The organism is Campylobacter sp. RM15925, assembly GCF_012978775.1.
Taxonomy (GTDB): Bacteria; Campylobacterota; Campylobacteria; order Campylobacterales; family Campylobacteraceae; genus Campylobacter_A; species Campylobacter_A canis.
Window position 1 is genome coordinate 1 of record NZ_LIWP01000002.1, and the last position, 26,793, is coordinate 26,793.

Annotated in this window: 19 protein-coding genes, 1 tRNA gene and 1 CRISPR repeat array; of the genes, 8 read left to right on the top strand and 12 right to left on the bottom strand. The window is 29.2% G+C overall.

What is annotated here, in order from left to right:
• Positions 1-629: 629 nt before the first annotated feature.
• Together CDOM15925_RS01395 and CDOM15925_RS01400 are read left to right on the top strand one after the other, a co-directional pair.
• Complete coding sequence (locus CDOM15925_RS01395; protein ID WP_169940343.1) at positions 630-2,708, top strand: ATP-dependent DNA helicase; 2,079 nt, start codon at positions 630-632, stop codon at positions 2,706-2,708.
• 3 nt (positions 2,709-2,711) lie between these two features.
• Positions 2,712-4,229: a tetratricopeptide repeat protein gene (locus CDOM15925_RS01400; RefSeq protein WP_169940346.1), complete on the top strand. Its 1,518-nt coding sequence runs from the start codon at positions 2,712-2,714 to the stop codon at positions 4,227-4,229.
• A 121-nt stretch (positions 4,230-4,350) separates the two neighbouring features.
• Here the strand turns inward: CDOM15925_RS01400 and CDOM15925_RS01405 are convergent, their stop codons facing one another.
• Genes CDOM15925_RS01405 through csx20 (CDOM15925_RS01450) form a run of 10 tightly spaced genes read right to left on the bottom strand, consistent with a single transcriptional unit; the run spans position 4,351 to position 12,792 of the window.
• Positions 4,351-5,121 carry a PP2C family serine/threonine-protein phosphatase gene (locus CDOM15925_RS01405; RefSeq protein WP_169940348.1) on the bottom strand — a complete coding sequence of 257 codons (771 nt, stop codon included), beginning with the start codon at positions 5,119-5,121 and terminating at the stop codon, positions 4,351-4,353.
• Between the two features lie 16 nt (positions 5,122-5,137).
• On the bottom strand, positions 5,138-5,812 hold the full coding sequence (locus CDOM15925_RS01410) for a vWA domain-containing protein (protein WP_169940350.1): 675 nt from the start codon (positions 5,810-5,812) through the stop codon (positions 5,138-5,140).
• A gap of 16 nt (positions 5,813-5,828) precedes the next feature.
• Complete coding sequence (locus tag CDOM15925_RS01415; RefSeq protein ID WP_169940352.1) at positions 5,829-7,115, bottom strand: serine/threonine protein kinase; 1,287 nt, start codon at positions 7,113-7,115, stop codon at positions 5,829-5,831.
• Positions 7,116-7,120: 5 nt separating this feature from the next.
• The gene (locus tag CDOM15925_RS01420; protein WP_169940354.1) at positions 7,121-8,161 is read right to left on the bottom strand and encodes an RAMP superfamily CRISPR-associated protein; all 1,041 of its coding nucleotides are present in this window, start codon (positions 8,159-8,161) and stop codon (positions 7,121-7,123) included.
• Positions 8,151-9,041 carry a type III-A CRISPR-associated RAMP protein Csm4 gene (gene csm4 / locus CDOM15925_RS01425; protein WP_169940356.1) on the bottom strand — a complete coding sequence of 297 codons (891 nt, stop codon included), beginning with the start codon at positions 9,039-9,041 and terminating at the stop codon, positions 8,151-8,153. The genes CDOM15925_RS01420 and csm4 overlap by 11 nt, the downstream gene beginning before the upstream one ends.
• Positions 9,041-9,679 carry a type III-A CRISPR-associated RAMP protein Csm3 gene (gene csm3, locus CDOM15925_RS01430; RefSeq protein WP_169940358.1) on the bottom strand — a complete coding sequence of 213 codons (639 nt, stop codon included), beginning with the start codon at positions 9,677-9,679 and terminating at the stop codon, positions 9,041-9,043. Before csm3 ends, csm4 begins: the two co-directional genes overlap by 1 nt.
• Before the next feature lie 9 nt (positions 9,680-9,688).
• Entirely contained in the window at positions 9,689-10,078 is a 390-nt protein-coding gene (csm2, locus tag CDOM15925_RS01435) for a type III-A CRISPR-associated protein Csm2 (protein WP_169940360.1), read from the bottom strand.
• Entirely contained in the window at positions 10,075-11,577 is a 1,503-nt protein-coding gene (gene cas10, locus CDOM15925_RS01440; protein ID WP_169940362.1) for a type III-A CRISPR-associated protein Cas10/Csm1, read from the bottom strand. Before cas10 ends, csm2 begins: the two co-directional genes overlap by 4 nt.
• Positions 11,570-12,400: a CRISPR system precrRNA processing endoribonuclease RAMP protein Cas6 gene (gene cas6, locus CDOM15925_RS01445; RefSeq protein ID WP_169940364.1), complete on the bottom strand. Its 831-nt coding sequence runs from the start codon at positions 12,398-12,400 to the stop codon at positions 11,570-11,572. Before cas6 ends, cas10 begins: the two co-directional genes overlap by 8 nt.
• Positions 12,400-12,792, bottom strand: coding sequence for a CRISPR-associated protein Csx20 (gene csx20, locus CDOM15925_RS01450; protein ID WP_169940366.1), 393 nt, complete (start codon positions 12,790-12,792; stop codon positions 12,400-12,402). The genes cas6 and csx20 (CDOM15925_RS01450) overlap by 1 nt, the downstream gene beginning before the upstream one ends.
• A 698-nt stretch (positions 12,793-13,490) precedes the next feature.
• Here csx20 (CDOM15925_RS01450) and cas1 point away from each other — a divergent pair.
• Together cas1 and cas2 are read left to right on the top strand one after the other, a co-directional pair.
• On the top strand, positions 13,491-15,725 hold the full coding sequence (gene cas1 / locus CDOM15925_RS01455) for a CRISPR-associated endonuclease Cas1 (RefSeq protein ID WP_169940368.1): 2,235 nt from the start codon (positions 13,491-13,493) through the stop codon (positions 15,723-15,725).
• Positions 15,726-16,001 (top strand): CRISPR-associated endonuclease Cas2, encoded by a 276-nt coding sequence (gene cas2 / locus CDOM15925_RS01460; protein WP_169940371.1) that lies wholly within the window; start codon positions 15,726-15,728, stop codon positions 15,999-16,001.
• Positions 16,002-16,436: 435 nt separating this feature from the next.
• A CRISPR array of direct repeats spans positions 16,437-19,525; the repeat unit is 37 nt; unit sequence ATTTATACAAATTTGACCCGATCAAGGGGATTGAAAC.
• 341 nt (positions 19,526-19,866) lie between these two features.
• Here cas2 and CDOM15925_RS01465 read toward each other — a convergent pair.
• Complete coding sequence (locus tag CDOM15925_RS01465) at positions 19,867-20,916, bottom strand: WYL domain-containing protein (protein ID WP_169940373.1); 1,050 nt, start codon at positions 20,914-20,916, stop codon at positions 19,867-19,869.
• 217 nt (positions 20,917-21,133) lie between these two features.
• Here CDOM15925_RS01465 and CDOM15925_RS01470 point away from each other — a divergent pair, with 217 nt between their 5' ends.
• From CDOM15925_RS01470 to csx20 (CDOM15925_RS01480), 3 genes are all read left to right on the top strand, one after another.
• Positions 21,134-22,861 (top strand): Card1-like endonuclease domain-containing protein, encoded by a 1,728-nt coding sequence (locus tag CDOM15925_RS01470; protein WP_169940375.1) that lies wholly within the window; start codon positions 21,134-21,136, stop codon positions 22,859-22,861.
• Positions 22,862-23,354: 493 nt separating this feature from the next.
• Complete coding sequence (gene csx2 / locus CDOM15925_RS01475; RefSeq protein ID WP_169940377.1) at positions 23,355-24,590, top strand: TIGR02221 family CRISPR-associated protein; 1,236 nt, start codon at positions 23,355-23,357, stop codon at positions 24,588-24,590.
• 7 nt (positions 24,591-24,597) lie between these two features.
• Entirely contained in the window at positions 24,598-24,972 is a 375-nt protein-coding gene (csx20, locus tag CDOM15925_RS01480) for a CRISPR-associated protein Csx20 (RefSeq protein WP_169940379.1), read from the top strand.
• Between the two features lie 1,212 nt (positions 24,973-26,184).
• Here csx20 (CDOM15925_RS01480) and CDOM15925_RS01485 read toward each other — a convergent pair.
• Positions 26,185-26,261: transfer RNA gene (locus CDOM15925_RS01485), tRNA-Ile, on the bottom strand.
• A gap of 115 nt (positions 26,262-26,376) precedes the next feature.
• Here CDOM15925_RS01485 and CDOM15925_RS01490 point away from each other — a divergent pair.
• Positions 26,377-26,793 carry an SseB family protein gene (locus CDOM15925_RS01490; RefSeq protein WP_169940381.1) on the top strand — a complete coding sequence of 139 codons (417 nt, stop codon included), beginning with the start codon at positions 26,377-26,379 and terminating at the stop codon, positions 26,791-26,793.

A 26,793-nucleotide genomic window follows, 5' to 3' on the forward strand; every position in this document is an offset into this window, starting at 1 on the left:
AGATGGTAATACGGAGTATCTAAAAAATATATTAGATAACATAGATAATAAAAAAGTAAAGATGATAAGAAAAAGTATAGATGAGCTTGAGGCTTTGGGTGATGCTTAATATAGAGTTTTATCCTGATGCATGGAGTGATTATTTAGAGCTAATCAAAGATAAGAAAGATCGACAAGGATTTAAGCTAAGTAGTCAAATGGATAGTCACCTAAACAAAATTAGGTGAAAGTATAAGTTAAAAAAGATAAAGAGTATGCGAATCACGGTTTTTTAACTTTTTTAATAAAATAATCATCTGTTTTTTTCATTTTGATTTTATAGTCAATCACAATACGATTCTCTCATATTCAAAAAATCTCTTTTTTGTATTCGATATATTTTATTCTAAGAGAGTGCACTAATAATATCCATCTTATGAGCATACCTTGTTTAATGCCATAACATAATTTTAGACTGTTTTAAGATGAAAGTCTTGCACGTTTGATACATAATACGAAATATTTGACATAATATGTCTAATATATATCTTAATATTACACTGATAAAAAAGTAGAGAATGGATAAAAAAACAAAAACCATCCTGCTTTAAAAATTTTATAAAACAGCAATTTATATAGAGGGGATTATTATGATAACTTTGATAGATTTTTTTAAAAGATATGATTTAACTCAATCTCAAATAGAGCTTGTTAAAAAACTAGAATTATTCTTAAAGTCAGATAAAAAAGTATTTTTATTACGAGGCTATGCAGGCACAGGCAAAACTTTTATAACAAAAGGATTGACGGAATATTTAGCATATATTAAAAGGTCTTACGTTTTGGCAGCTCCTACTGGTAAAGCAGCAAAAGTTATAGCCCAAAAAACTAATAGCAGAGCCTATACTATACATAAAACAATATATACTACAAAAGATATTGTTGAATATCATGATGTTTTAGACAAAACATTTAAATTTTATTATTCACTTGCTGTCAACGAAAATCCAAACGATACCTTATATATCATAGATGAGGCTTCTATGATATCGGATATTTATAGCGAAATGGAATTTATAAGATTTGGTAACGGATATCTTTTGAAAGATTTAATGCATTATGTTAATCTTGACTGCAACGACCATAGAAAAAAGATTATTTTTATAGGAGATAATGCACAACTTCCGCCTGTAGGCATGAATTTTTCACCGGCATTGGATAAAAAATATATTTTAGAAAATTTTGGCTTTGATGTTGAAGAGTTTGAGCTTAAAGATGTTGTTAGGCAAAAAGGCGATAGCGGGATATTAAAAAATACATTACCTATAAGAAAATCTCTTGAAAATAAAATTTTTAATCAGCTTGATATTGATACAAATTTTGGGGACGTTGAGCATATTGAACATAAGAATTTTATACAAAAATATATTGATATAACAAATAATAGGATAGATCATCAAACTATGGTCATAGCCTACTCTAACGCAAGCGTTAAAGAGTATAACGACAGAATTCGTAAAAATCTTTTTCCAGATAGTGAACATGAAATTAGAGTTGGAGATAAAATAATGTCTTTAATGAATAATGCTAATTACGAAATTTTTATATCAAATGGAGATTTTGGTGTTATAGAAGATATATTATCTGAAACGGAAACTAAACATATAGTTACTAAAGGTAGAGCATTAGATGTTAAGATAAATTTTAAAGATGTAATTATACTTTTTTATGATATTGATGGAACTCCTGTGCGTGTAAAGTGTAAGATTATAGAAAATTTATTGTATTCAGAGCAGCCAAACCTTAGCTCTGACGAAAACAAGGCACTTTATGTCGATTTTGTTATGAGACATAAAAACCTTAAACCTAATACAAAAGAGTGGAAAGATGCATTAAAATCAGATCCTTATTTTAATGCGCTAAGAGTTAAATTTGGATATGCTATAACATGCCATAAGGCTCAGGGTAGTGAGTGGAAAAATGTATTTTTAAACTGTAAAAATCATCAGAGTATTTTAAGCCAAGATTATTTTAGATGGCTATATACAGCTATCACAAGGGCTTCTTGTAACCTATATGTTTTAGATGAACCTCATATTGGAATATTTTCAAATATAAAAATTTCAAACAATAAGGCTGCAACAACTATTGATGTAGTAGGCAAAGAAGAGATTGAAATAGATGATCTTGCATTTCCAAAAGAAAACTTTCAAACACAAATACAATATCAAATTTATATCAAAATAGTTAAAATTTTAAAATCTAAAAATATATCAATATTAGATATTGTTCATAATCAATATTGTGAGCAATATACCCTAGGTCTTGATGATGAAACATGTAGAGTAAATATAAATTACAACTCAAAAAATCAAATTAGTAAAATTTTATTTATTGAACAAAATATGGCTTCAAAAACGGTGCAACAGCTGTTAAGTTCATTGGAAAAATCTATTTTTGCTACCTGCAATCAAAGTAATAATTTTCAGTTTAATGAAGATTTTTTAATGGATTTTTATGAAAAAATAAATAAAGTAGTAAAAATGCACAACATACAAATACTAAATATAGAGCATCTTCAATACAATGAAAGATATACATTTAAGAAAGACGATATGATTTGTATTTTAGATTTTTACTATAATAAAAAAGGCTGCTTTAATACTTGCATAGAGGTATACGGCGATAATCAGCTTTCTAAGATGATAAAATCCATAATAGTAGAGTAAATAATGTTAAATACAGATAAATACTCTTACGCTAAATCAAGACAGCCTGTAGGCTTTGACTATTCAAGCGAGTCCTGTGATATTATGCCAAAATTTGAAAAAGTTAAACTTGCAAACACGCTCAGTAAAGCAAACAAGCATTTAGATGCTATTAAAATTTTTGAAAGCTTGGATCAGAGTAGCCTTAATCATATAGAAAGCGAAGCTTTTGGATGGGCAATTTATAGATATATCTCTCATGAAAAAAATATAAATATTAATACCTTTAAGTATTTTTTATCTAAATACCTAAAATTAAAAAATAATAGACCATCTGTGTTGCATTCATTGGTATTAAATGCCTGCATAAAATTTGAGGATAATAACCCTGAATCAATTGATTTGGTGAAATTCCTTGAGTTATGGAATGTAGAGTTTTTTCAAAAAGATGATTATGTTGTTAAAGAATTTAAAAGCAATGATGGAAAAATCATACAATACCCTTCGCTTGTATCAAGAACCTTACGTATGACAATAGGTAATTTTATAAAAAAAGATTATAAAAACTACAACATCTCATGGTTTGTTGAGTTTTGCTGTCATGCTTTTAATATTATGTCTTACGATCATTGGTTTGCCCGTGATTTTGCACATTTATTGCAAAAGATAGGAGATGCTAAAAAATCCATAGAAATTTATAAAAATTTACATGATAAAATATCCAATACATCTTACTATTGGAGTGAATTTGGTGACTTTGTAAAACAAGCTGATATCGATCTTGCCATTAGTATGTACTCCAAGGCATTGATGCAAAAAAACGAAGATATTTATGTCATCAAAATAAGACTTAAGTTGGCAGAACTTTTGGTGCAAAAAGGACTTTATGAAAACTCAAAATATGAGCTTGAATGTTATAAAAATACAAAAAATAAAAATTTGGATCACAGTTTTTATCAGCTTTACGATATTGTAAAAAACGCTAAAAACATAGAAAATAACTACGAGTTTTACAAAAGCACACAAGATAGACTAGGTAATTTTTTATATGCTGACATTAGGGCTGTTGAGTGTGTATTCTATCATAAGTATGTGGACAATAATACCAAAAAAGAGTATTACTGTTTTACTAATTTTAGTGATAGGGATTTTAAGATAAACAAAAAACAATTAAAAATTGTAAAAGAGGCAGATCTTTTATCATGCTTTGATTTTAAGTTTATAAACAACAAGCCGGTAATATCTGAAATAAAAAAGTCTAGCAAAGACATAGGAGATTTTAAGGTAGAAAGTCCATTTAAAATAATAATAGGACCATTAAAATTGTTATATAAAATAGATGGTAAAACAATTCAGCATAGCAATTTAGGCGAAAATATAGATGTAAATCCGGCATTTGGTTTCCTAAACAAAGATTTTTATATACAAGGAAGAGATCTTAAAAATTTTAATATTGACAAAGAATGCAAGATAAAAGTTATATACAAACACAACCCAAAAAATCAAAAAAATAAAATTTTCTTCATAGAAAAATTAAATTGAGTAGTGTTGAAGATTTTGTAAAATTAAAATATAATGAAAAATATAAAATATGATAAAAAATGGAGTCTTATATTAAAACTCCATTTTTTTAAAACAAGATAGTTATTCAATCTTTGGTTGTTTAACTCAAAGATCTTATAATTGCTATAGAACAATCGTCATCGGTTCTTGAGGCTATTTTTGGCATAACTTCATTATTTAAGATCGACTCATGATTACTGTAATTTTTTGGCATATTTATAATTTTATAAACAGCTTGACTTAAAAGCATGTTTTTTTTATCATATAAACTTTCAGAAGAGCCATCTGAAAGCAATATAAATCCAAGTTCGTCTTTTAAATTAAACATAAAAAGTCTAAGTCTATCATTAAAATCTGTTGATGTTGTAAAAAATGTAGAATTTGCAAATTCTCCATTTTTAGGATAAGACAATACATCAACAGTATTATTATTTTTTCTAAGTACACCAATAACACCATCTCCAATGTGGCCTACTATACATTTATTAAATTTAATACAAACGAAAAGCAATGTAGATGATAAATCTTTAATTGCGCAGCAATGCTGAAGAGCTAAGTTTTTTATCTCGTTTTCTACAAAATCTAACAAAAATTTTTCTGCCACTATATTATTATATATCCAGTTAAAATCTCTTTCAATTTTTTGCAGAATACTCTTAGTTATATGCTGTGCACCTATATCAGAATACACAGAACTACCAGCTCCATCAGCTAATGATATACCAGTGAAACTACAAGCTTGTTTCATCATTAGTCTATTTTTTATTTTGCAAATAGTCCTTGTATTTCTAGATTGTATAGAGTATACGGCATCTTGACATGATTTTTTTTGCTTTTCATGCGACGATCCTATATGTGTTGCTTTTGCCACTATGTACGTTTGCATGCTACATGTCTATTTCTATGCCTTTTGAAGGCAAATTGGGAAGTCTTATTTTATCTCCCGGAGTAGACTGTGAAGCCTGAGAGACACTTTGGCTTAGCCAAACAAAAAATTCTCTGAAGTAAGAAGAATTTTCTACCTTTAACACCATTCCATTTTTCCCATATTTTTTTAGAGTGTCGTAGTTGACATTTCGACCTACTCCTATAGGAAAAGTTGTTAGTTTCTTTTTATCTATCAATGATTGTACGTATTTTACCGATCGTTCAATGCTATCAGTAGGTTCACCGTCTGTAATGATAATAAGCCATGGCTGGTAATAATCAACACCATTGTCAGAATACATTTTTTTTCTGCTGTCAAGTGCGCCTAGCGCCAATTCAACAGCTTGTCCCATAGATGTAGCACCCCCTGCTTCTAAAAAAGGTGGTTGTTGATTCTCTATACTGGAAAAATCGACAACTAATTCCACTTCTGAATCAAATGTTATAATGGCAAGCTCTACAGAATTGCATGCCTTTATATCATTTTTTATTGCCTCAAAGAAATATTCTACACCTCTTTGAAGTTCCAATATGGCTTCTCCTGCCATTGATCCGCTAATATCTAGGCACATTGCTACAGGCAATCTTGTCTTAGGATTATTAACCAGATCTTCGTCTTCCAATATAAATGACATAATCTTCCTTTCTGTGCTATTTAAAAATATTTGTTATTATTTTTTGTAAACTGTTAATTAATTTTTCAAAACCGTCTTGTTGTTGATTATTTTTTATACTAGTAACGGTATTGCTTGGAGTGTATTGTTTTATATTTGTCATGCCTATGTTTTGACTACCATGGGTTTGTGTAGCTTTTTTTGAATTTATTAATTTTTGTTGAGCCTTTTTATATAAATTAGTATTGTAACTATTGGCTTGAGTTGAATTACTATTAAACCTAGATTTTTGATACGGTTTGTTTTGATATTTTTTGTTTTCCCTATGATTTTTAGAGCTAAATTTTATAGTTCCCTCTACTATATTTCCATCTTCATCCCTAAATCCTTTTGCGACTAAATCACAAGGCACAATATTATTTTCAATGGAATAAACAAAATTCCACAAATGGTCAATAAGTTCTTCTATGCTTACTTTCTGATATTGTTTAAAAGCTTTGTAAAACTGCATTCTTAATTTTTTTGTCATAGCCGAATACATAAACATATAGTAACCACCTGGGCTTTTAGCATAAGTTCCTTTAACATATGCGTATTCATCAGGATTTTTGTATGGAAAATTATCTGGATTTTTCATATTGTCTGCCGGCTTTGTGCCCCCTTGATATGCGTAAGGATGCTTTCCTAGCATTAGAATTTGAAAAACTATTATATAACAAGCAAATATGTCATCATCAAACACTCTTAAGTATTCATGGTATTTTTTAGAATGGTTTTCTTTTCTTGTATACTCTGGTCTTCCAACCGGACACGGATATTTATCCACTTGATAGCTATCACAATCTATTAGCCAAACATTATTTTCATCTTGTACTAGTATGTTTGTTGGGTTAATATCTCCTAAAATAATCCCTGCCTTATGTAATTTTTTTACTCTAGTTAAAAAATTTATAGCAACTTTACAAAGTTCTTTTCTATTCCAATTTGGAAAAAACTTTAAAAGGCTTTTTTCTCCAGAAAATATGACATCGTCTATTTGATAGCATTTTGGTACCAAATTCATAATGTAGCCTACAAAATAGTTATCAAAAGTCACTTTGAATCTAGGAGTGCATACATTTCTAATATCTATTTTTTTATCTATTAAAAGATCTATTTTTTCTATCTTTTGTCTATCTATTTTATCAGCTTTATATATTTTACATGCAAAATTTGTATCAGTTAAGAATACGCTTCCTTCTCCGCCACTAGCTATTATTTTAATTAGGGTATGTTTTCTGCCAATATTATCTATAACTATGCTTTTTTCAGAAGGAACTAACACTAAAACTATTCCTTATCAGCAATTTCACACAACAACCATCCAAAGGGTTGTTTGTTTATTAGCCATATTGTTGTTTCTTCTTTTGCCTTTAAATATCCTTTTCCTTTTCCTTGTTGAATTTTAATCTCTCTTATCCCATCTATAGTTACAGCTCTAGCTCCACTATGCTTTCCAATTCTTAACAAAAACTGATTGCTGTTCAATTTCAGATTTTCATATTGCTTGATAAACTTATTGGAAAGTGCCTGCCTTGTAAATTCATCAGTTTCATAGTTAAATTGTGATTTAAATATTGGCATATAGTGATTATTACAAGCTTCAATCAATTCAGAAATATCAAATTTGTTATGCTTTATCTTCAACGTAGTTTCAAATTTACTCTTTGAAGATATAGCTTCATACTTTACTTCGATACCTTTGCTATTGCGGCTACTTTCTTTATTTCTGTTTAAATTTACAGCATCTGCAACAAAAGTACTTGATATTGTAGTATTACTGTCCGATACAAGCAAAGAATTGAAATAATCTTTGGTTTCATAACTTTTGTCATTTTTTAAAAGCATTTCCCCAAAAGCTGTTGATAATGCACCCTTTAAAGAACTTCCTGGTATTATAGCCTTCTTTAAATTTGGTGACTCAAATGTTTTTTCTATAATTAATTGATTGATAATTTTTTTAGAATTTTTCTCTTTTTGCACTACTTTACCCACTTTTTGAATATACTCTTTTGCTACCTCCGGTGATACAACTATGCTTTTATATGCGATTTCTTTTGCTACCCCGATATTATTTTTTATGAATTTTTGTAAATTGAGTAAAGCGTTACTTGATGTATCATTTGATATTTTAACAAATTCCGCTTTTGATGCTGTGTTTAATTTATTAAAAAATTCAAATTCGTCAAAGATATACATACGCCCATTTTTGCTGTCCTCGTTAAGCTCTATAACATAATTAATAGGTTCGTATGTCTCACCAGTACCTATATGTATAGGGCTTAGTGGAGTTAGTTTTATGTTGTAGCTTTTTATATCTTTATTTTGCATTTTTTATCTCCGTTGCTATAAGTATTGCATATCCCTGATGTACTGTATTTGAGTTTTTAGAGTGGTTAAAGATAGCTCTTCCTATATAATCTTTTTCACAAATATCTTCATACACAACTACACTACCTCTATCAGCCATCAATAAAGGGTTTTTAAATGGATTTTTGCTAGCCAATAAACCACCATGTTTTCCAAATCTAGTAAATGGTTCGTAGAAGCAATCTTTGATTTCATTCCTATTAATTACCGCGGGACTTAATGTCATAAATGCATTGGAGCTTCTTTTTATATTTACTTCTTCGAAAAAGCTATATTCAAAAAAACCTTTTCCAATACTAGCTCTTTTACCATAACCGCTTTTTGCAATAAAATCAACTGCATTATTAAGTTCCTCCAGACTTAAAAGTTTATTGTTTAGCAAGAAATATACATCTTGCTTTCCGATTTTTGACTCCATTAATGCATATGGTGTAAATTTACCACTATTATCAGTCCTAAACGTTAAATAATTAATAGAATTTTTGATAGTAACGACTTTTTTTGCATCACATCCTGTTTCATGATTAGTTTTTGAATTTACAAAATTACCTTTTTGTAAATCATCCAAACTAAGCCAGATTTTTTTCCTATTTTCTTTTTTAAATTCTAAATTTTCACCTAAAAATATACTTGGCATGGTTGGTTTTGGCAAATATCCGCTTACAAAACCATCCGATACTATTAAAAATGGTTTTTCTTGGTAGCTTTTAAGCAATTCGTTTAGTCTGAATTCACCGAGGGTATATCTTATAGCCCAACAAATATGCCCAAATAAGGTATCTCCTTTTAAGGGTGTTGCAAAATTTGACTTGGGTATTATAGTGGTTTTGTAAAGCATCATTATTCCCACCTTAAATTTTTAAATTCAACCCTTCCATAGCCTCTTGAGCCACTGCCACCTAAGTAATCGTTTTCTATAAGTTTAAGCCCACTTTCAATCATATTTTTTAATTCATTTTTATTATCATTATATGGTTCGGCTTCATTAAAAATCTTTAGCCTTATAACTAGATCAAACTTAATTCCAGCAGGGACTCTTTCTATCTGACGCGGATGCTTCGCGGTTCCACTTTTTCTATCTATTACATTTTCGTATTTTGCTTCACTTAGTTTGAGATCCTTGCTGTCTTCTGATAAGATGCAGTCAGCTACACTTATTCTTGTGATTCCAAATTTTTGATCTTTGTCTCCAAAAATTTTTAATAAATTTTGTGCAGCTTCTTTATCACAATCAGGTATGTTGTCTAAAATGTTTGAACTAAACGGATCACCATTACCATATCCAACAAGTCTATTATTCCACTCAAGAAGACTTCTCATTTTTCCTTTTAAAGAACTCCCTGGAATATATGGTTTATCCGTGTTAACATCTTTTATTACTTGAGAGTCTATACCTCCAATTTTCATGGTATCATCCCCGCCACCTATATGAAGTCCGCTTAATAGTTCTATTTGTCCTTTTAATGTTAAAATTTCCATTTGATCTCCTTATTTTTTAGAAAAACCTATAACTGCTTCAAAAAACAGTTTAAATACCTTCAAGCTATCTTTACTGTTCACTTGTCTTACGCATACGTTTATCATCTCTACAAATTCATTACTGGAGTGCTTTCTAGCATTAGAATAAGCAGCCTTTGAATTTAGCATTTTCACAAAAGGTAAAATTTCATTAAAATTTTGAGTATTTGACCTTTGCTCTAAATTCAGTATATAGTCATAAAAGGCCCTTATTTGTGTTGGTTTTGTCTCTGATATTTTATCAGCTACGGCTTTTGCTGTCTCATCAAATAAATTTGGATTTGTCTTATAATCCAAGACTATAGGTGGCAATACAGATTTTGGTTTATTGTTAAAGCTGTTATCCTTATATCCACTCATCTCTCTCTCCTTTTGTAAATATATTCACAAATAGCCATTTTGCTCTCCTTTGGATTATTTTCAATTACTTCATTAAGCATCAAAAGAAAATTTTTGTCATAACTTTGCATATTTCTATTAAAACTGTAGCTTAACTTTGATTTCCATATGGTATTTTTGACATCGTCTTTTACATTTTTGCTCATTTCGCACAATTCTAATAATCTATATAAAAAAGCTGTATTTATATATGATTCAAATTTTTCAAATTCATTCATAATCATATCCCTTATTTCTATATAACTGTCCCATTTTGCAGTTTCACCAAAGATACTTATAGAATCTTTTCCATCCATCTCTTTTGATTTTTCAAGACAAAATTCACTCATATTAGCTAAATAGCTTATGGGCGTAGATGGTTTGGCTAAAACCACTCCAAAAGATATGCTTAATTCTTTATTTTTTATAAATTTCATAAATTCTTGTCTTATAAATATAGCAAGATCTATCATTTGATCGTATCTGCCGACTATCAATAGATCATCCCCTCCAGAAAATACAGTATAACTATCTTCAAATTTCTCTTTCATCTTTCTAGGTACATACAAGGAAAAAAAGTTATTAATACTTTTTGAAAAAATATCAAAGTTTGTAAAACTATCTGTAACATCACTTTTTTTGATAAAATTACCCATATTGTCAACATCAGCCTTTATAACTGCTATACAGTTTTCTCCACAAGATCTTTTAGATAAAGTGTCAAACTCCACTATAGAATTTTTATCTTTTGCTACATATGATTTTATGTGTTCATTGATATCTAAATTAGTGTCAAAAAAGTCAATTCCTATCTCTTTGCTACATATATTTTTTTCATTACTTACAAGGATTTCACCAAGCCTTACAAAACAGTTGCAGATGTCACATTTGTCATCATGATTTACTTTTCTGATATTACAAATTCTACATAAAGTCTGATTAGTAATACTCTTATCATATTCTAAAATAGGATTTTGTAGCGGTAAATCTAGTTTTTTAAATTTTTCTAATTCAACCATTTTACTTATTTTATCTCTTAAGTTTTTGTAATTTAGAGACTCTGAAAAATCCTCTTTTTTACACTCTACAAAAGATAGGCTTATACCGCTAATTCCAAAAAAATTCTTTATAAAATATGAGTTGATTATATCTTTTATCTCGTCAAAAATTATTTGATCGAATTTAGGGGATAATATCTCAAATTTACCGGCGGTGCAAGATAAGATATATTTTTCATTTATATTGAGTTTATGGCAAATAAATTTTGCCAAAACGGTTATAAATAGTTCACAAAAGGCAGATTTTGCTCTCAGAACTTTTGCTGCATTTTTCGAACTCAGATTTTCAAATATAAATTTTTGTATTCCATAAAAATCACCGCTAATTAAGAACATAGGATCTTTAAGTAACTCGTTTATATTCTTACTGATAGGCTCCAAATCTTTAAAATCGTCATTGAAATATTTACTAAAATCACCCATTTATATTCTCCACTTCTATCTTTCCAAGTCCAAAAACAGTCTGTTTGCCGACACCTATTATTTCGCCAAGTTTTAATAAATCCAAGCAATCTTTGTTTATTCCATTTATCTCTACATGCCCTATTAAACCACCCATATTCATATTTGTATTTTGTCTGTTGCTATGCCTTGTGAGCTCTATATACTTTATGCTACTTTTTAAAACTTCTCCTTTTATATCGTATGGAAAAGCTTCAAAGCCTTTTCCTAAAATTTTCATCTTCCTTTGATAAATGGAATTTAGTATATCTTTTAGGCATATTTTGTCATTTTTTAAAAATTTATTATCTTTTTTTATTCTAAGAGGCGTTATAAAATTAATTTTTAAATCACTAAAATATTCGTTTGATATAAAATCGTTCGTATATTCTTTTGGTAAGCTTATTTTATCATCCTTAAAGCAAGCTTTGCCGTTGACAAAGATATCAAAATTATCATATTTAACCCTATCTTTTCCAAGTCCATTTTTTTTAAGCATTATATATACGGCCGAAGCTATGTAAGGTAATTTCTCTGATATATCACCAAGTAAAAATATTCCAAAATCATAAAAATCAACACCAAGCTTAAAATCCAGCCTATACTTGTGATAGCTATTTTTTTGTTCAAAAAAATCATAATACAAGCAACTATCTTTAGCAAAACATTCATCACATTTATATGATGGATTTATGCAGCTAACACTTTTTAGCGCATATCCAAAAGCACCCCTTATCTGCGATCCTATGAAAAATGGTGGTTTTTGAACGGATTTAAATACAACTCTTACTTCAGAATATTTCATTAATAACTCTCTCTAAACATAATATGCCCAAATAGTAAGCTTTTGACTAATTGTTTTTCAAGTATATTTTCTTTCATAACACTTTTTGTAGTAGAATAACCATTTTTAGTACCTATGCCTTTGCAAAAATTCACTATCTTATAAGTAGTGCCAAAATCTCCTTTCACTAAAGCTAGATCATTTTTTGTGGCATATGTTTTTATAAAGTTTTTAAAACCTCCCAATAAATTATCATTTTTTTTAATTTCTGGAGACATATTTGACCACTTACTTAGAAGTTCTTTTGGAATTTTTACAAATTTACTTACATGAAATTTTTCTTTAGCATCTTGAATTTGATTGGTTGTAAGCTTGTGAGAAAAAACTAAAATCATTTTTACTTTGTTGACCATATTTAATATCCATTATTTTTTAATTATATAATTATACACAAATTTAAGAGTTCATGTTTATAATTCTTAAATTTAAGTCTACAAAATAGTTTTTTGATTCCACTTTACATACTTTTACCTTTCTTGTGCATTTGTCTATTTTTAATACTTTTACTAACGCTTATATATTTATATTTCTAAACTTTTAAAGATAATAGACATTATATGTCTTATTATCCATATATAATTCTTTTCTCAAAATAAAAACAGATTAATACGGCTTTTTAGAAGATTGAAAATTATCATGATTTTATAGATATAATTAAGAGCTATTTAAAAATTAGAATATTAAATATAGATTTAAGAATGTGTATTAAAGGATTTAAAAAGCAGACTAAACTTATCTGATACATCATTACTCAAACCTTCTGCAGGGGGTTTGAGACAAAAAACATCTTTACAAAATGGTGTCAATAAATTTACAGTCTTGTTGCCAAAGATGTGTAAAAATTTCTAAATATGTTTAATGTGTCATTCTTATCTCTTATAGACCTAAAAAATAATTATTAAAACATTTCAATACTAAAAAAATATATAATGAAAGGTGTTTAACATGAAAGTAATTGATATTGCAACCTATATATATAAACAGGTGACTATCGTCTTGGCTAAGGGCATATTTATATTGCAAACTTTTTTTATAAATAAAAAATAACACCATGTTTGACAGAACTATAGAACAAATTTTTACTAAAGACTCCATGAGTTATGCTTTTGAAGATATATCGTCAACTTCTTTTGGGATGGATGAAGTATCCTATGCTGATTTTAAAAAAGATTTTTCAAAAAATATTAATGGGTTAATATTTTCTATACAAAATCAAACATACTCTCCTGAACCACTCAAAAATATAAACATCTCAAAAGAAAATGGTTCCGAAGCAAGACCCATAGGAATATCTTCTATAAAAGACAAATTAATACAAAAAGTATTATATTTAGAGCTCAATCAATATTTTGATAATATATTTTTATCTAACTCTTATGCCTACCGTCCAAATAAATCAACATATAAAGCCATCAATAGAGCAACTAATTTTATCAATGAAGGTAGTGTATGGGTTCTGAAAACAGACATAAAGGATTTCTTTGAGTCCATTGATCACTCAAAGCTTTTGCAAATTTTACTAAAACACATCAAAGATAAGCGCATAGTAGACATCATATCTCTATTTTTAAAAACTGGTGGATTTTTTAAAGGAGATTTTAAAGAGCATAAAACAGGGGTTCATCAAGGCGATATTTTATCTCCTATGTTGTCAAATATATATCTTGATCTTATGGATAGGTTTATTGATAAAAATGGTGCAAATTTCGTAAGATATGCCGATGATTTTGTTGTATTTTTTGATAGCGAGGAAAAGGCTTTGGGCTTCAAGCCTAGGCTAGTAAAATTTTTGAAGTTGCTTAATTTATCTTTAAATGAACAAAAAACAAAAATATCTAACATAAAAGACGGATTCGTGTTTTTAGGCGTTAATTTTTTGGGCAAACACCGTTTTTTGGATGATGAAAAAATTCAAAGATCAATATCTAGATTGCGTTCTATAAATATAGAAAAAACTGATTTTGAGGATTACGTAGGTCAACTCAACACTTATTTATTGGGGCTTAAAAACTATTATATAAAAATAATACCTCCGCAATCATCACAAATTTTACAAATTAAAGAGAATTTTATAGACTCTATTTCACAAAAAGTATGCTTTCACAAACAAAACAAAAGCATAAAATCAAAAAAAGAATTTATAACATATCTTGAGAAAATTAAATTCGATATACTATTTAATAAAAATGAAATAAACAATAAGATTTCATTAATACTTACTAAAGGATATGAAAAATATCTATCCAAAAAAACATACAGAAATGAATCTCTCAAAATAAATAAAAAAAGAAATTTATATGCTTCAAAAATTGCCGTTGATTCGACCCTGCATATAAATCAAGTAGGGATTCATCTCGGTATAAGTAAGAACAAATTTAGTATAAAACAGTACGGCAAGCTATATAAAGACTTTCCTATTTCTAAAATTTCAAGGATCATTATAGATAGTGAGTATATATCTATATCGTCAGCCGTAATACATAGATGTGCTAAAGAAAAAATTCATATAGATTTTATAGACAAGCATTATAATCCTTATGCCACCTTACTTACTTACAATTCAGTTTCTACACAAGCTATACACAGACAAGCTATGCTTCTTGGCACACCATCTCAGCTATATCTTGCCTCTCAATTTGTGATTTCCAAGATAAAAAATCAAACTAATTACTTAAAGTATCTAAATAAATATCATAAGTTTTTAACTCCAAGTATACGAAGTCTAGAAAATATTCTAATAAAAAAAATAAAATATGCAAAAACCACAAATGAACTTTTAGGATTTGAAGGTTCTGCTGCTGCAATATATTGGGATAGTATTAAAAGCATACTCCCTATAGAGTTTGAAAAACGTGTAACACTAGGAGCTAAAGATGTTGTTAATTCATCTTTAAACTATGCTTATGCCATACTATATTCTAAGGTTCAAGAGTGTTTATATCGCGCAGGCTTGAGTCTTCATATATCTTTCCTGCACTCTACCGATAGTACTAAACCTACTTTAGTGTTTGATATGATAGAGCAGTTTAGAGCCTTTATGGTCGATAGGGTTGTGATATCTATGATTAACAAAGATTCACCAATCAAGCTTAATAAAGAAGGCCTGCTAACTGATGAGTCTAAAAAACTTATAGCGCAAAACATTAAAAAGAAGCTCGGAAGCTATACCATGTGGAAAAAACAATCTTGCAAATGCGAAAATATAATACAATCAATGTGCTACGAACTATCTAATTTTATTAACGGCACAAACAAGTATTATAAACCATTTATAGGAAAATTTTAAATGAAATTTGTAATAGCTTATGATATCCAAAATAGTAAAAATCGCAAGAAACTCTCAGATATCCTTGAGGGGTTGGGATATAGGGTAAATTTAAGTGTTTTTGAATGCGAAATAAACGAAGCCAAACTTAAAAAATTAATAAGAGAATTAACTCCTTTGGTAAATTCTAAAAAAGATAGTTTAAGGTTTTATAGGATTTGTGAAACTTGTGTTGGTAAAAGTTTTGAACTTTGTGATCATGTTGATATTTTTGAAGCAAAAGATTTATTTGTATAGTAAATAGTCTAGATTTAATTTTTTATTTGCGAACTTTTTTAGCTTAAATTCGAACTTTTTTAGCTAGAATTATCAAAATTTAGTTCGCAAAAGCGGATTTGCATAAATATATTCACCTGTATTTGCGAACTTTTATTTATACTTAAGATTTAAGTGTCCTATTTTAGGAAGTTTTGAAACTTAGATATTTATTAAATTTCTCAAATCTGAATATTTTAAAAAATTTGAAATAGATTTGCGAACTTTTTTAAGCTATAAAAATCCTAAATTTAGGAGTTCTTTTACTTATTATTGTCAAAATTCATAAGTTGTATTTTTTAAATAGTCATACATTTGCGAACTTTTTAAATGATATAAAGATTTTTCAATACTTTAAACTCATTTTTCTTAAGTAAATTTATTAGTTTTAACTTTGTAAATGTAGTATTTTGGGCTATTTATACAAATTTGACCCGATCAAGGGGATTGAAACGTTTGTTCCCATATCAAGCAGTATAGGTCTTCACCTATATTTATACAAATTTGACCCGATCAAGGGGATTGAAACAAGATAAACGCGATTAATAACTCAAGCATTTTTTTCTCCATTTATACAAATTTGACCCGATCAAGGGGATTGAAACAGTACTAACTCAACCATATATTCCCCTTTTCTATAAATTTATACAAATTTGACCCGATCAAGGGGATTGAAACGATCCTTGGGACGAGATCAAGGATGGGCTGGAAGTCGGCGATTTATACAAATTTGACCCGATCAAGGGGATTGAAACAAACAAGTTCAACCATTTATTACTCCTTTACTAGCTTATGTATTTATACAAATTTGACCCGATCAAGGGGATTGAAACAATAACTCAAGCATTTTTTCTCCTTTATTAACTTTGCATTTATACAAATTTGACCCGATCAAGGGGATTGAAACGCTAATCGCAAACTTGTTGATTTTCTCTTTACCAGAGCCTGTATTTATACAAATTTGACCCGATCAAGGGGATTGAAACAGTCGTTAGTTAGTGCATATATTTCTCTCATTTGAATTTATACAAATTTGACCCGATCAAGGGGATTGAAACGATAGCATCGTTTAAGCTATCTATCCATTGTTGTCCAATTTATACAAATTTGACCCGATCAAGGGGATTGAAACTATTCACACTAAGACCTCCCTATAAGCTAAAGCAGGATTATTTATACAAATTTGACCCGATCAAGGGGATTGAAACTATAATTTCTAGCATTTCATAACTCCTTTAATTGTAGTTATTTATACAAATTTGACCCGATCAAGGGGATTGAAACATGCTAATAACCATTCCATCTTATGCTCCTTGTTGTAGTAGTATTTATACAAATTTGACCCGATCAAGGGGATTGAAACCATTTTGTTCTCCTTATGGTTTATTTAGACATCCTTATATTTATACAAATTTGACCCGATCAAGGGGATTGAAACACATTACAATTCCTTTACTTGTAGTTTCTTTAAAGCTTTATATTTATACAAATTTGACCCGATCAAGGGGATTGAAACGAAGTCATTCAACTTCTTCTTGCCTGGACCAGTTACTGCCATTTATACAAATTTGACCCGATCAAGGGGATTGAAACCAACTATTTTCTCTCCGTTTGTAAGCAATACGCTAACCATTTATACAAATTTGACCCGATCAAGGGGATTGAAACCTAAGTAGTGTTAGCTTCACCTCTTTCTTGTCTGTTCGATTTATACAAATTTGACCCGATCAAGGGGATTGAAACAATTTTTCACTAAACTTTTGCTCTATATCCCACTGATTCATATTTATACAAATTTGACCCGATCAAGGGGATTGAAACATCAAATACCTTTGGAGCTTTCGCTCACCTTTCTTACTCCATTTATACAAATTTGACCCGATCAAGGGGATTGAAACTCAGCCACATTGTTGATAAACCCTTCACCTAGAAATGTATTTGTACAAATTTGACCCGATCAAGGGGATTGAAACCCGTCTCTTGATCTAATGTGACCAACAACTATTTTCTCTATTTATACAAATTTGACCCGATCAAGGGGATTGAAACAGGAAAATAAAACCAACCAACAATTCTAACATACTAATATTTATACAAATTTGACCCGATCAAGGGGATTGAAACTAATCGAGTACCTACATACTCAACTAGCTTTGATCCATATTGTATTTATACAAATTTGACCCGATCAAGGGGATTGAAACGTTGTAAAACTGTTCAGCTTCCTCTTTCCTTCCCCTGTATTTATACAAATTTGACCCGATCAAGGGGATTGAAACCACCACATACAGCTATGTTTATTAAACCTGACAGACATATTTATACAAATTTGACCCGATCAAGGGGATTGAAACATCTGGTAAGGTGTTTAACCATGCTTTACCATATTTGATTTATACAAATTTGACCCGATCAAGGGGATTGAAACACTAGCTCCATTGTTCTCTACTCCTCTTCGTAATCTATTTACATTTATACAAATTTGACCCGATCAAGGGGATTGAAACCGCTTGTTGTAAGCACCTTTACCTCTTTGTTTACGAATTTATACAAATTTGACCCGATCAAGGGGATTGAAACACTTTCATTACAGCTTGTTGCAATATAGCTAACGAGCCTGGTTCATTTATACAAATTTGACCCGATCAAGGGGATTGAAACGCGAGATAATACTTCATCTCAAACAGTTTAGCTTTGAATTTATACAAATTTGACCCGATCAAGGGGATTGAAACTAGAAGTCATAGCCTGAAGCAAAGTCATTATTTAATAAATTTATACAAATTTGACCCGATCAAGGGGATTGAAACGCCCTCTTTGCCGCCGCTTGCATCTATGGCTTGTTTATATTTATACAAATTTGACCCGATCAAGGGGATTGAAACATCCATGATTTCTTCCAAAGTTTGAACCGTAAATTGGTTCAATTTATACAAATTTGACCCGATCAAGGGGATTGAAACGCTAGCATATCCATTAGACAAAGTTCCCGTCATTAAATTTATACAAATTTGACCCGATCAAGGGGATTGAAACCCTTCAAAATCGTCGTAGAGATGGCAAAGATTTACCACCTTAATTTATACAAATTTGACCCGATCAAGGGGATTGAAACGCTAGCATATCCATTAGACAAAGTTCCCGTCATTAAATTTATACAAATTTGACCCGATCAAGGGGATTGAAACATTTGAGTAGACACTAACTCTTTTGAGTGTGTCCATATATTTATACAAATTTGACCCGATCAAGGGGATTGAAACTTTGCCTTTTCCTCAAAAGTCCTAATTTCGACTTCGGGATAACGAGATAGATTTATACAAATTTGACCCGATCAAGGGGATTGAAACTAAAATATTCTTTCTACTATATCTGTTCTCAATCTCTATTTATACAAATTTGACCCGATCAAGGGGATTGAAACTTTATTCTCCTTGTGTTGAAATGTTTTGATACCTTATGGCTTAGAATTTATACAAATTTGACCCGATCAAGGGGATTTTATATGTTTAAATTAATTGATCAATATCAACATGTATTATTCATCTTAACTAGTCTACGTATAGACTTTTTGCTACAATAGACACTATATGTCCTATGATCTATATATAATTATTGTAAAAAACAAAATAGTTTGAAGTGATGCATGAAGGTATCTACATACCGCGATTATTATATGAATATTTTAGAAAGATTAAAAAAATGAAAAGAAATATAAATAGAGACGAAAATATAATAGCATCAATTAATAGAAATATAAATTTAAACACTCAAATAGTGAAATCTAAAAAAATATATTCCAGAAAGCGAAAGCATAAGCATTTGGGGTACTAAATGATGATTTTTATTATACATCACCGATTTTATTCTGATATGTTCTAATGTCTCTTAAAATTTCGTCTCTAAGCTCTATAGGTTCAATGACCTCTATAGAAGGTATCCATTTTTTGATAAATGGTTTAATTTCTTGAAATTGAGTAACCCTATAGCAAACAATCTTGCTTCCATCTTTTAGCTCTTCTTCTATATTTTGAGAGTCTAGAAATTTTTTATTATTTGTAAAATATTTTGCAACATCTTTGTCAACCCTTATTTTTACATCTATATATTCGAAGTTTATAGCTTTTTGGTAGCTTGTAAAAGATGTTTGTATGTCTTTATCTATAAAGCTTTCTACACTTCTATCTTTATTAAATTGGTCTAGCTTTCTTATATCTTTGATATAAGAAATTCTTAACATTGAGAAATTGCCATCATCTTTCATGCAAGCAAGATAGAAATTTTCGTCTATGAATATTATTTTATAAGGTTTAACGGTGATTTTTTCTAAATTGTATTGTAGTGATATCTTTTTTCTAAATTTGATCGCGTCTTCTAAGTTTTTAATCTTTTCATGCCTTATGCTTTCAAATGGTTTTGTTATAAATTTATAACACTCGTCAAGTTTTTTGGCTTCTTTAAAAATTAAAGACTTGGTATCTTTATCTAGTGTGTTAAATATAGTATTATTTTTTGACAATAGGCTATATACCATAGCCATTAAAGTTATAAAATGAGGGCTAAGCTCTATAAAGCCTTTTGCAGAATTTGGAACGTAGCATACACCGTTTTCGCTATTTATCCTTTTGTATATTCCCGGGAATTCTTCGTTTATTAGCGAAAAGTATCTTTGTATATTTCTATCGCTCATTATTTCATTATGACTTTTTTTATCGAAAACATATTCTCTTTGCACAGATTTTTTCCAAAGATCATCAAGTTTTAAGTTTTCTACATATATTGGTTTGCCTTCGTTTAGATCTTTCAATATTCTTAATATCCTGCGTATAGAGGACATTTGAGATTTTTCTTCTTTAAATTCTGACACGTCTGTATTGTTTGGTTTTTTATTTTTCATAGAGACAATCCTCAGATAATATTTTAAATATATGATATGCTTTATTATATTATATGAATATTATTAAAATCCAAAAAAATAGTTAGTTTTATTTTGCAATAGTATCATAAAATATTATAAACATATTTTATATCAAAGATTTTTAAAGTAAAAAATAATAAAATTTAGTTCAAAGCATTTCAAATAGAGAATAAAAATGTAAAAGGAGATATTATCCATGAAAAAAATACTTGTTACCTGGTGTGGAATAACGGATTTAAAAGCCTCTTTGAAACTTGAAAATACTTCCGGTCCTATTTTGAATGCTATTGCAAGTGAGCAATATACTGACATAGCCATATTGTTCTATACCAACCACAATAAAGCCGAACTTAAGCAAGAAGATTTTTTAAAAGATTTAAAAGAAGCACAAAATAAATTTTTGTGCAATGATAGTGTGTATGTCAATAACTTTGTATCGCTTTATTCCGATACCGAGTTGGCCTACAATTATTTTAAAGAATGGATAATGTGTAATACTAAAAATAAAGATTTCAAATTCTCTTTTTATCCGATAGGATTAAGCGGTCTTAATGATACTGATGGCATCTATGATATCGCCATTAAAGTAATGCATGACATAGAAGCATATGAGGATAGCAAAGAGGTTGATTTATTTTTAAGCCCCGGAACTCCAGTAATGGCATTCGTCTGGGCGCTTGTATCCCTAAAATATCCAAATATAAAGAAAAGACTTTTGTCCTCTTCCGTAATAGGTAAAAAGCCTGAATCCATAAGTCTACCAAAGGATTGGAGTTGGTGGTATGACAGATCAAAAAAAGATAATTCCGATACTTTCGATATAGTATTTAATCTTTTTGGAGAGCAAAGAATTCCTAATTTATTAAGTATTATACAGTTTGATAGTAAAAAACATGTGTTCATAAGTAGTCAAAAATATTCAGCAAATATTATGAAAAAATTTTTACATAACAGCAGTTTTGATGAAATTACAATAGATCCATACGATCCTTTGGATGTAAGAAATAAAATAGTACAGTATATTCAAGGTAAAAAACATAATGGAAAAATAGGCTTTAATTTAACTAGTGGTACAAAACTTATGTACGCAGGCGCATTTGCTGCTTGTCAAGAGGTTAATGGTACTGCTTTTTATTTTAATGCCAAAGACAACAGCGTTATCTACTTGGATGGTTTTAGAAAGCATGATACAAAGAAAATTGACTCCATAGATACTTTCTTGTTGCTTAATGGGGATGAGCTAAGTGTAAAAAATCAAAACTATCAAAAGTTGGAAAATGAGATATTAAAAAGAGAAGCTTTGACTAAAATTTTTTACAAAAACAGAAACAAAGTGGCAAAAAATTATAAAAAATTATTACAGTGTATAGACAATAAGCAACCTATAGAATTAAAAATGGGTGATATAGAGTTGGAGAATCGTCATAATGTTATTAAAGCAGAAAATATGACATTTATTTTTAATGATTCAGATATTTTTAATAAATATATCACAGGTGGATGGTTTGAAGAATACATTTATCTATCAATCAGACCGCTATTAAAAGAAAAGATCATTTTAGATTTAAAAATAAATGTAGAGATTTGTATGAGTCCAGATAATAAATTCATAAGCAATGACTTTACATCATTAAAGAATTTACAAGAGAGCAATTACCAAGAATTTGATATAGTATTTACTGATGGCAAGAGACTATATATAATAGAATGTAAATCGGGAAGTGTATCAAGTGATTATATAGAAAAATTAAAGAATATTACAAATTATTTTGGTGGCATAGAATCCGTAGGTATATTAGCAGGGTGTTTTGATATAAATAGTCGAGTTGTAAAAAAGAAAATAGCAGACAGTAGGAAAATTAATTTCTTTAGTTATGATTACAGAAGGCAGATCAAAGAACTTATTTTAAATCATCAAAATTAATTTTGTAAGATTATCTTAATGTATATAAACAACATCAATCTATAGCAATAATTGATAAAACAATAGCAAAAAATAATTTAAATTTTAATTCGTTTTATTTGCTATTTTGCTCAAACTTCCTAGTTTTATGGGAATGAAACATAGTTATTATAAAGACTTAAAAAATTATGTTTCTTGTAATTACTATAGTATTTTACAGCAAAAAAGATAAAATGATAAAAATGCATTCATAATTTAGAAATAACAACAAGTGTCTATGAATATTTGGATCACATATATAAAGTTTTGAAAAATTATGATATAAGTGAACGAGGAAATAGTTTTTGATATTGCATGGGCTGGAGATTTAGAAAAGTTGGTATATAGCATATACGATATATTTGCCATACCAAATGATAGATGTATTAAATATGCATATGCGGCTGATTATTATGTTAAATACTGCTCGCTTGATTATGTTTAAAATAAAAAACTAAGAATTAATGGGGATAATATGTCTAAAATTTTAATAAGCTCTATAGGGGCAGGCGATAAAAGAAGCGGTGATTATAGATTATTAAACTACTCTATGGATGGAAAAGTTTATAAAGATAAGAAATTTATAGCAGATGTTTTATGCGAACATATTAAGATAGATAAGCTCTTTTTGGTTGGAACAAAAAAATCTATCTGGGATGCAGTTTATAAAGAGTTTGGCGGTAACGATGAGGATGAATTTAAAATTTACGAGGCCAAAGAAAACAACGAGATAATAAAATATATTCCTATCATAACAGAGCAGATAAATAAGAAGCTTGGAGTAAGCGGTTCAAAATGTTTTATTATAGAGTATGGGGTTGATGAGGAACAGCTTTGGTCAAATTTCAATCAATTTTTACAAATTTTTAATGAAATTACAAAAGGCGACGAGGTTTATCTTGATATAACCCACTCTTTTAGGTCTTTATCTTTAATGAGTTTTGTTATGAGTGAATTTTATGCTAATACACGAGATTATAATATAAATATCAAGGGTGTATACTATGGAATGATAGACATAATGACAGAGAATAATAATATTGCACCGATAGTGGATTTAAAAATGTTTTTTGAACTTTTAGAGTGGTCAAAGGCTATTAAGAATCTAAAAAGATTTGGCAATGGATATGATCTAATGCTTCTGGTAAATAACTCTCAGCAGCCAGAAAAAATAAAAAATAGTTACACAGACTTTTCTTATGCATTAAGCATGTCCGATGTTAGTGCTATACAAAAAAGCATAAGGTCTTTAAGTAGCGAAATTTTTGATTTTAGTTGTCCTAATAATACTATATTAGGCATAGTATCAAAGGATCTTAAAGAGTTTATAGATATTTTCAAGCAGGAAAAAGTATCTGATTTGCAGCTAAAGTTATCACAGTGGTATGCAGACAACAAAAATTATGCTATGTCTTATTTAACTTTGGCTGAAGCAGCTTTAAGTATAGTTTGTGAGCAAAATGATAAAGACCCATTAAATAGGGACAATAGAGAGAGTGCAAAAAATGCATTGGTAAAATTAAAATATAGTGATGATAGAAAAAAGCTAGCAGATACATATCGCAAGGTAAATAATATTAGAGTTAATATAGCCCATAAGCTTGACCAGGAAAATCAAAGATCAAGGTCTAATTCTAGACATAGCGCAAATAACCTATCAGAATATATTAAAAACATAAAAAAGATGAAAGAATATAATTTTGAAATGTAGGAGTAGAATGAAAACACTTTTTATACTAATGAACCACTTATTAACAAAAGAACAAGAAAAAGATGCTATAGAAAATTTAAATATAGATAATTTTGTGGTTATAGGCGATGAAAATTGGGGTAATATAGATCCTGCCAATAAAAGCATTTTAAGCGGTATTGAAAGCTATAAAGATAAGTTAAAAGAGCAGTCAAAATTTGGCGACGTGTTATTGGTGCAAGGGGATTTTGGTGCTACATACGCTATGGCAAATTTTGCAAAAAGTATCGGTTTAATACCGATTTATGCAACTACTCGCAGAATTGTTAGCAAGCAGGTAGAAGATGGAAAGCTGATAATAAAGCGTGAATTTAAACATGAACGATTTAGAGAATATGAGTAATAATTGCTTTTGCCTACACAAACCCAAAATTCATCTGACATAAGGAATTTAAAATTATGTCATATATAGCATCTTAATTTTAGTAAGATGCTTCGTTTTTTAAAGCATTCCTTTTGAATTTTATTTCAATTTTATTTTTGGGAAAGTACTACGACAATAAAAAATACGCTGCACTAAGTGGAAATTGATTCTTAGCACACTTTAATATCTCTTTAACCAAACTAGGTTTTATTTTTAACACTCTATTATCTTTTTAATAATCTCTCTACGAGAAAAACGTCTATTATTAATGACGTTTTTATTTTTTATCTAATTTATATTATAGTCCGTATCAAAATATTATAATAGCTTTGTTTATAGTAGATAGTTCATCTTGTAAATCAGATATCATCTATTGATAATACTTTATTTGTCCTTTAATGTCGGAGTATTTGGATACAAAAGCTGATACTACGTGTGTTCTACTAGCTTTACTTCTAGCTTTTTAACAAATGCCATAATAGATCCTTTCTGTTTAGCTTCGTTTAGTTGATTATCTTAGTATAACGAATCAAGATAGACCAAACCATAAAGCTAAAGTCAGTAATGTTTTCATAGCCTGAGCCTAAAAAACATCTCTTATTTAAAGCTACGGCAGACTTGCAACCTGTTTTAAGTACGTTTGTTACATAATAGTGCAAATGTAAATTAAAACTAAAGATTTATGACAATGATAGTGATATGGTACTATCATTGAATTTAATAGAGTATAAAATGAATAAACATAAAATTATATTTATGCTTACTTTGATTCATCCTTTTATCAATTTTTCAGTATGCCATATGGACTTTATTGTATTAAAATAATTACAAGATATATATTATTATGGAACTACTGTATTATGTAGCAAATGTAAAACTAAAAAATTTAATACTCTTAACTTTTAATTTAAAGCTTCTATCTATAAGAAACTCAACTTTTTTATCTATTAGATAAGATAGTATATAGTAATAGTTACTATGACTTTATATTTGTGTTATTAGAGTTAAATTTTGACTTGCCACCTAATGGATTCCTAGTCACCTCATTTGCCACCTAATAAAAGTAAAGTCATTGTAATATAAAAAATACACTGAAAAAGATAAAAAGTATGTTTAGCGCCTACCCTTGGGGGTTATGTGAAGTAAAAATACAGGGAAAAACGGTTTAAGAAATGTGAAAAAAAGGTATAGTGGTGGGTTCACCAGGACTCGAACCTGGGACCATCCGGTTATGAGCCGGATGCTCTAACCAACTGAGCTATGAACCCGCTAGCCAAATTGAAGTTGTGATTATAACAATGCAAACCTTATTTATCGCTAAATTTTGTTTTAATTTTTTAAAAATGTATAATTGTCATTAAATTTAAAAACGAAAGCGACAAGATGAATACAAATTTAACTAAAGCGATGCAAATTTTTTTAGATAATCCGGGCAAAGAAAATGAAAATAACCTTATACAAGAGCTTAAAAAAGCCCAGTTTATGGCTCCTGTTATTATCAATCAAGCCCTAACGAAGCCTGACGGAAAAGCATTTTATGAAGAAGAAGGCTCAAATATCAAATTTATTCTTCTTGAAGACGAAGAGAGCGATCTTAGCTATTTTCCCGCTTTTACAAGCAAAGAAGAGATGATGAAGTGGAGAAACGACAGCGAACAAGAAATTTTAAATTTAGAGCTTAAAAACTATCTTGCTATGCTAGAAGCATCAAAAGAAAAGTATGAGGGCATAGTCATAGACGCATTTTCGTATAATTTAATCTTAAATTTCAAGACGATTAAGCAAATTTGTGAAATTTAA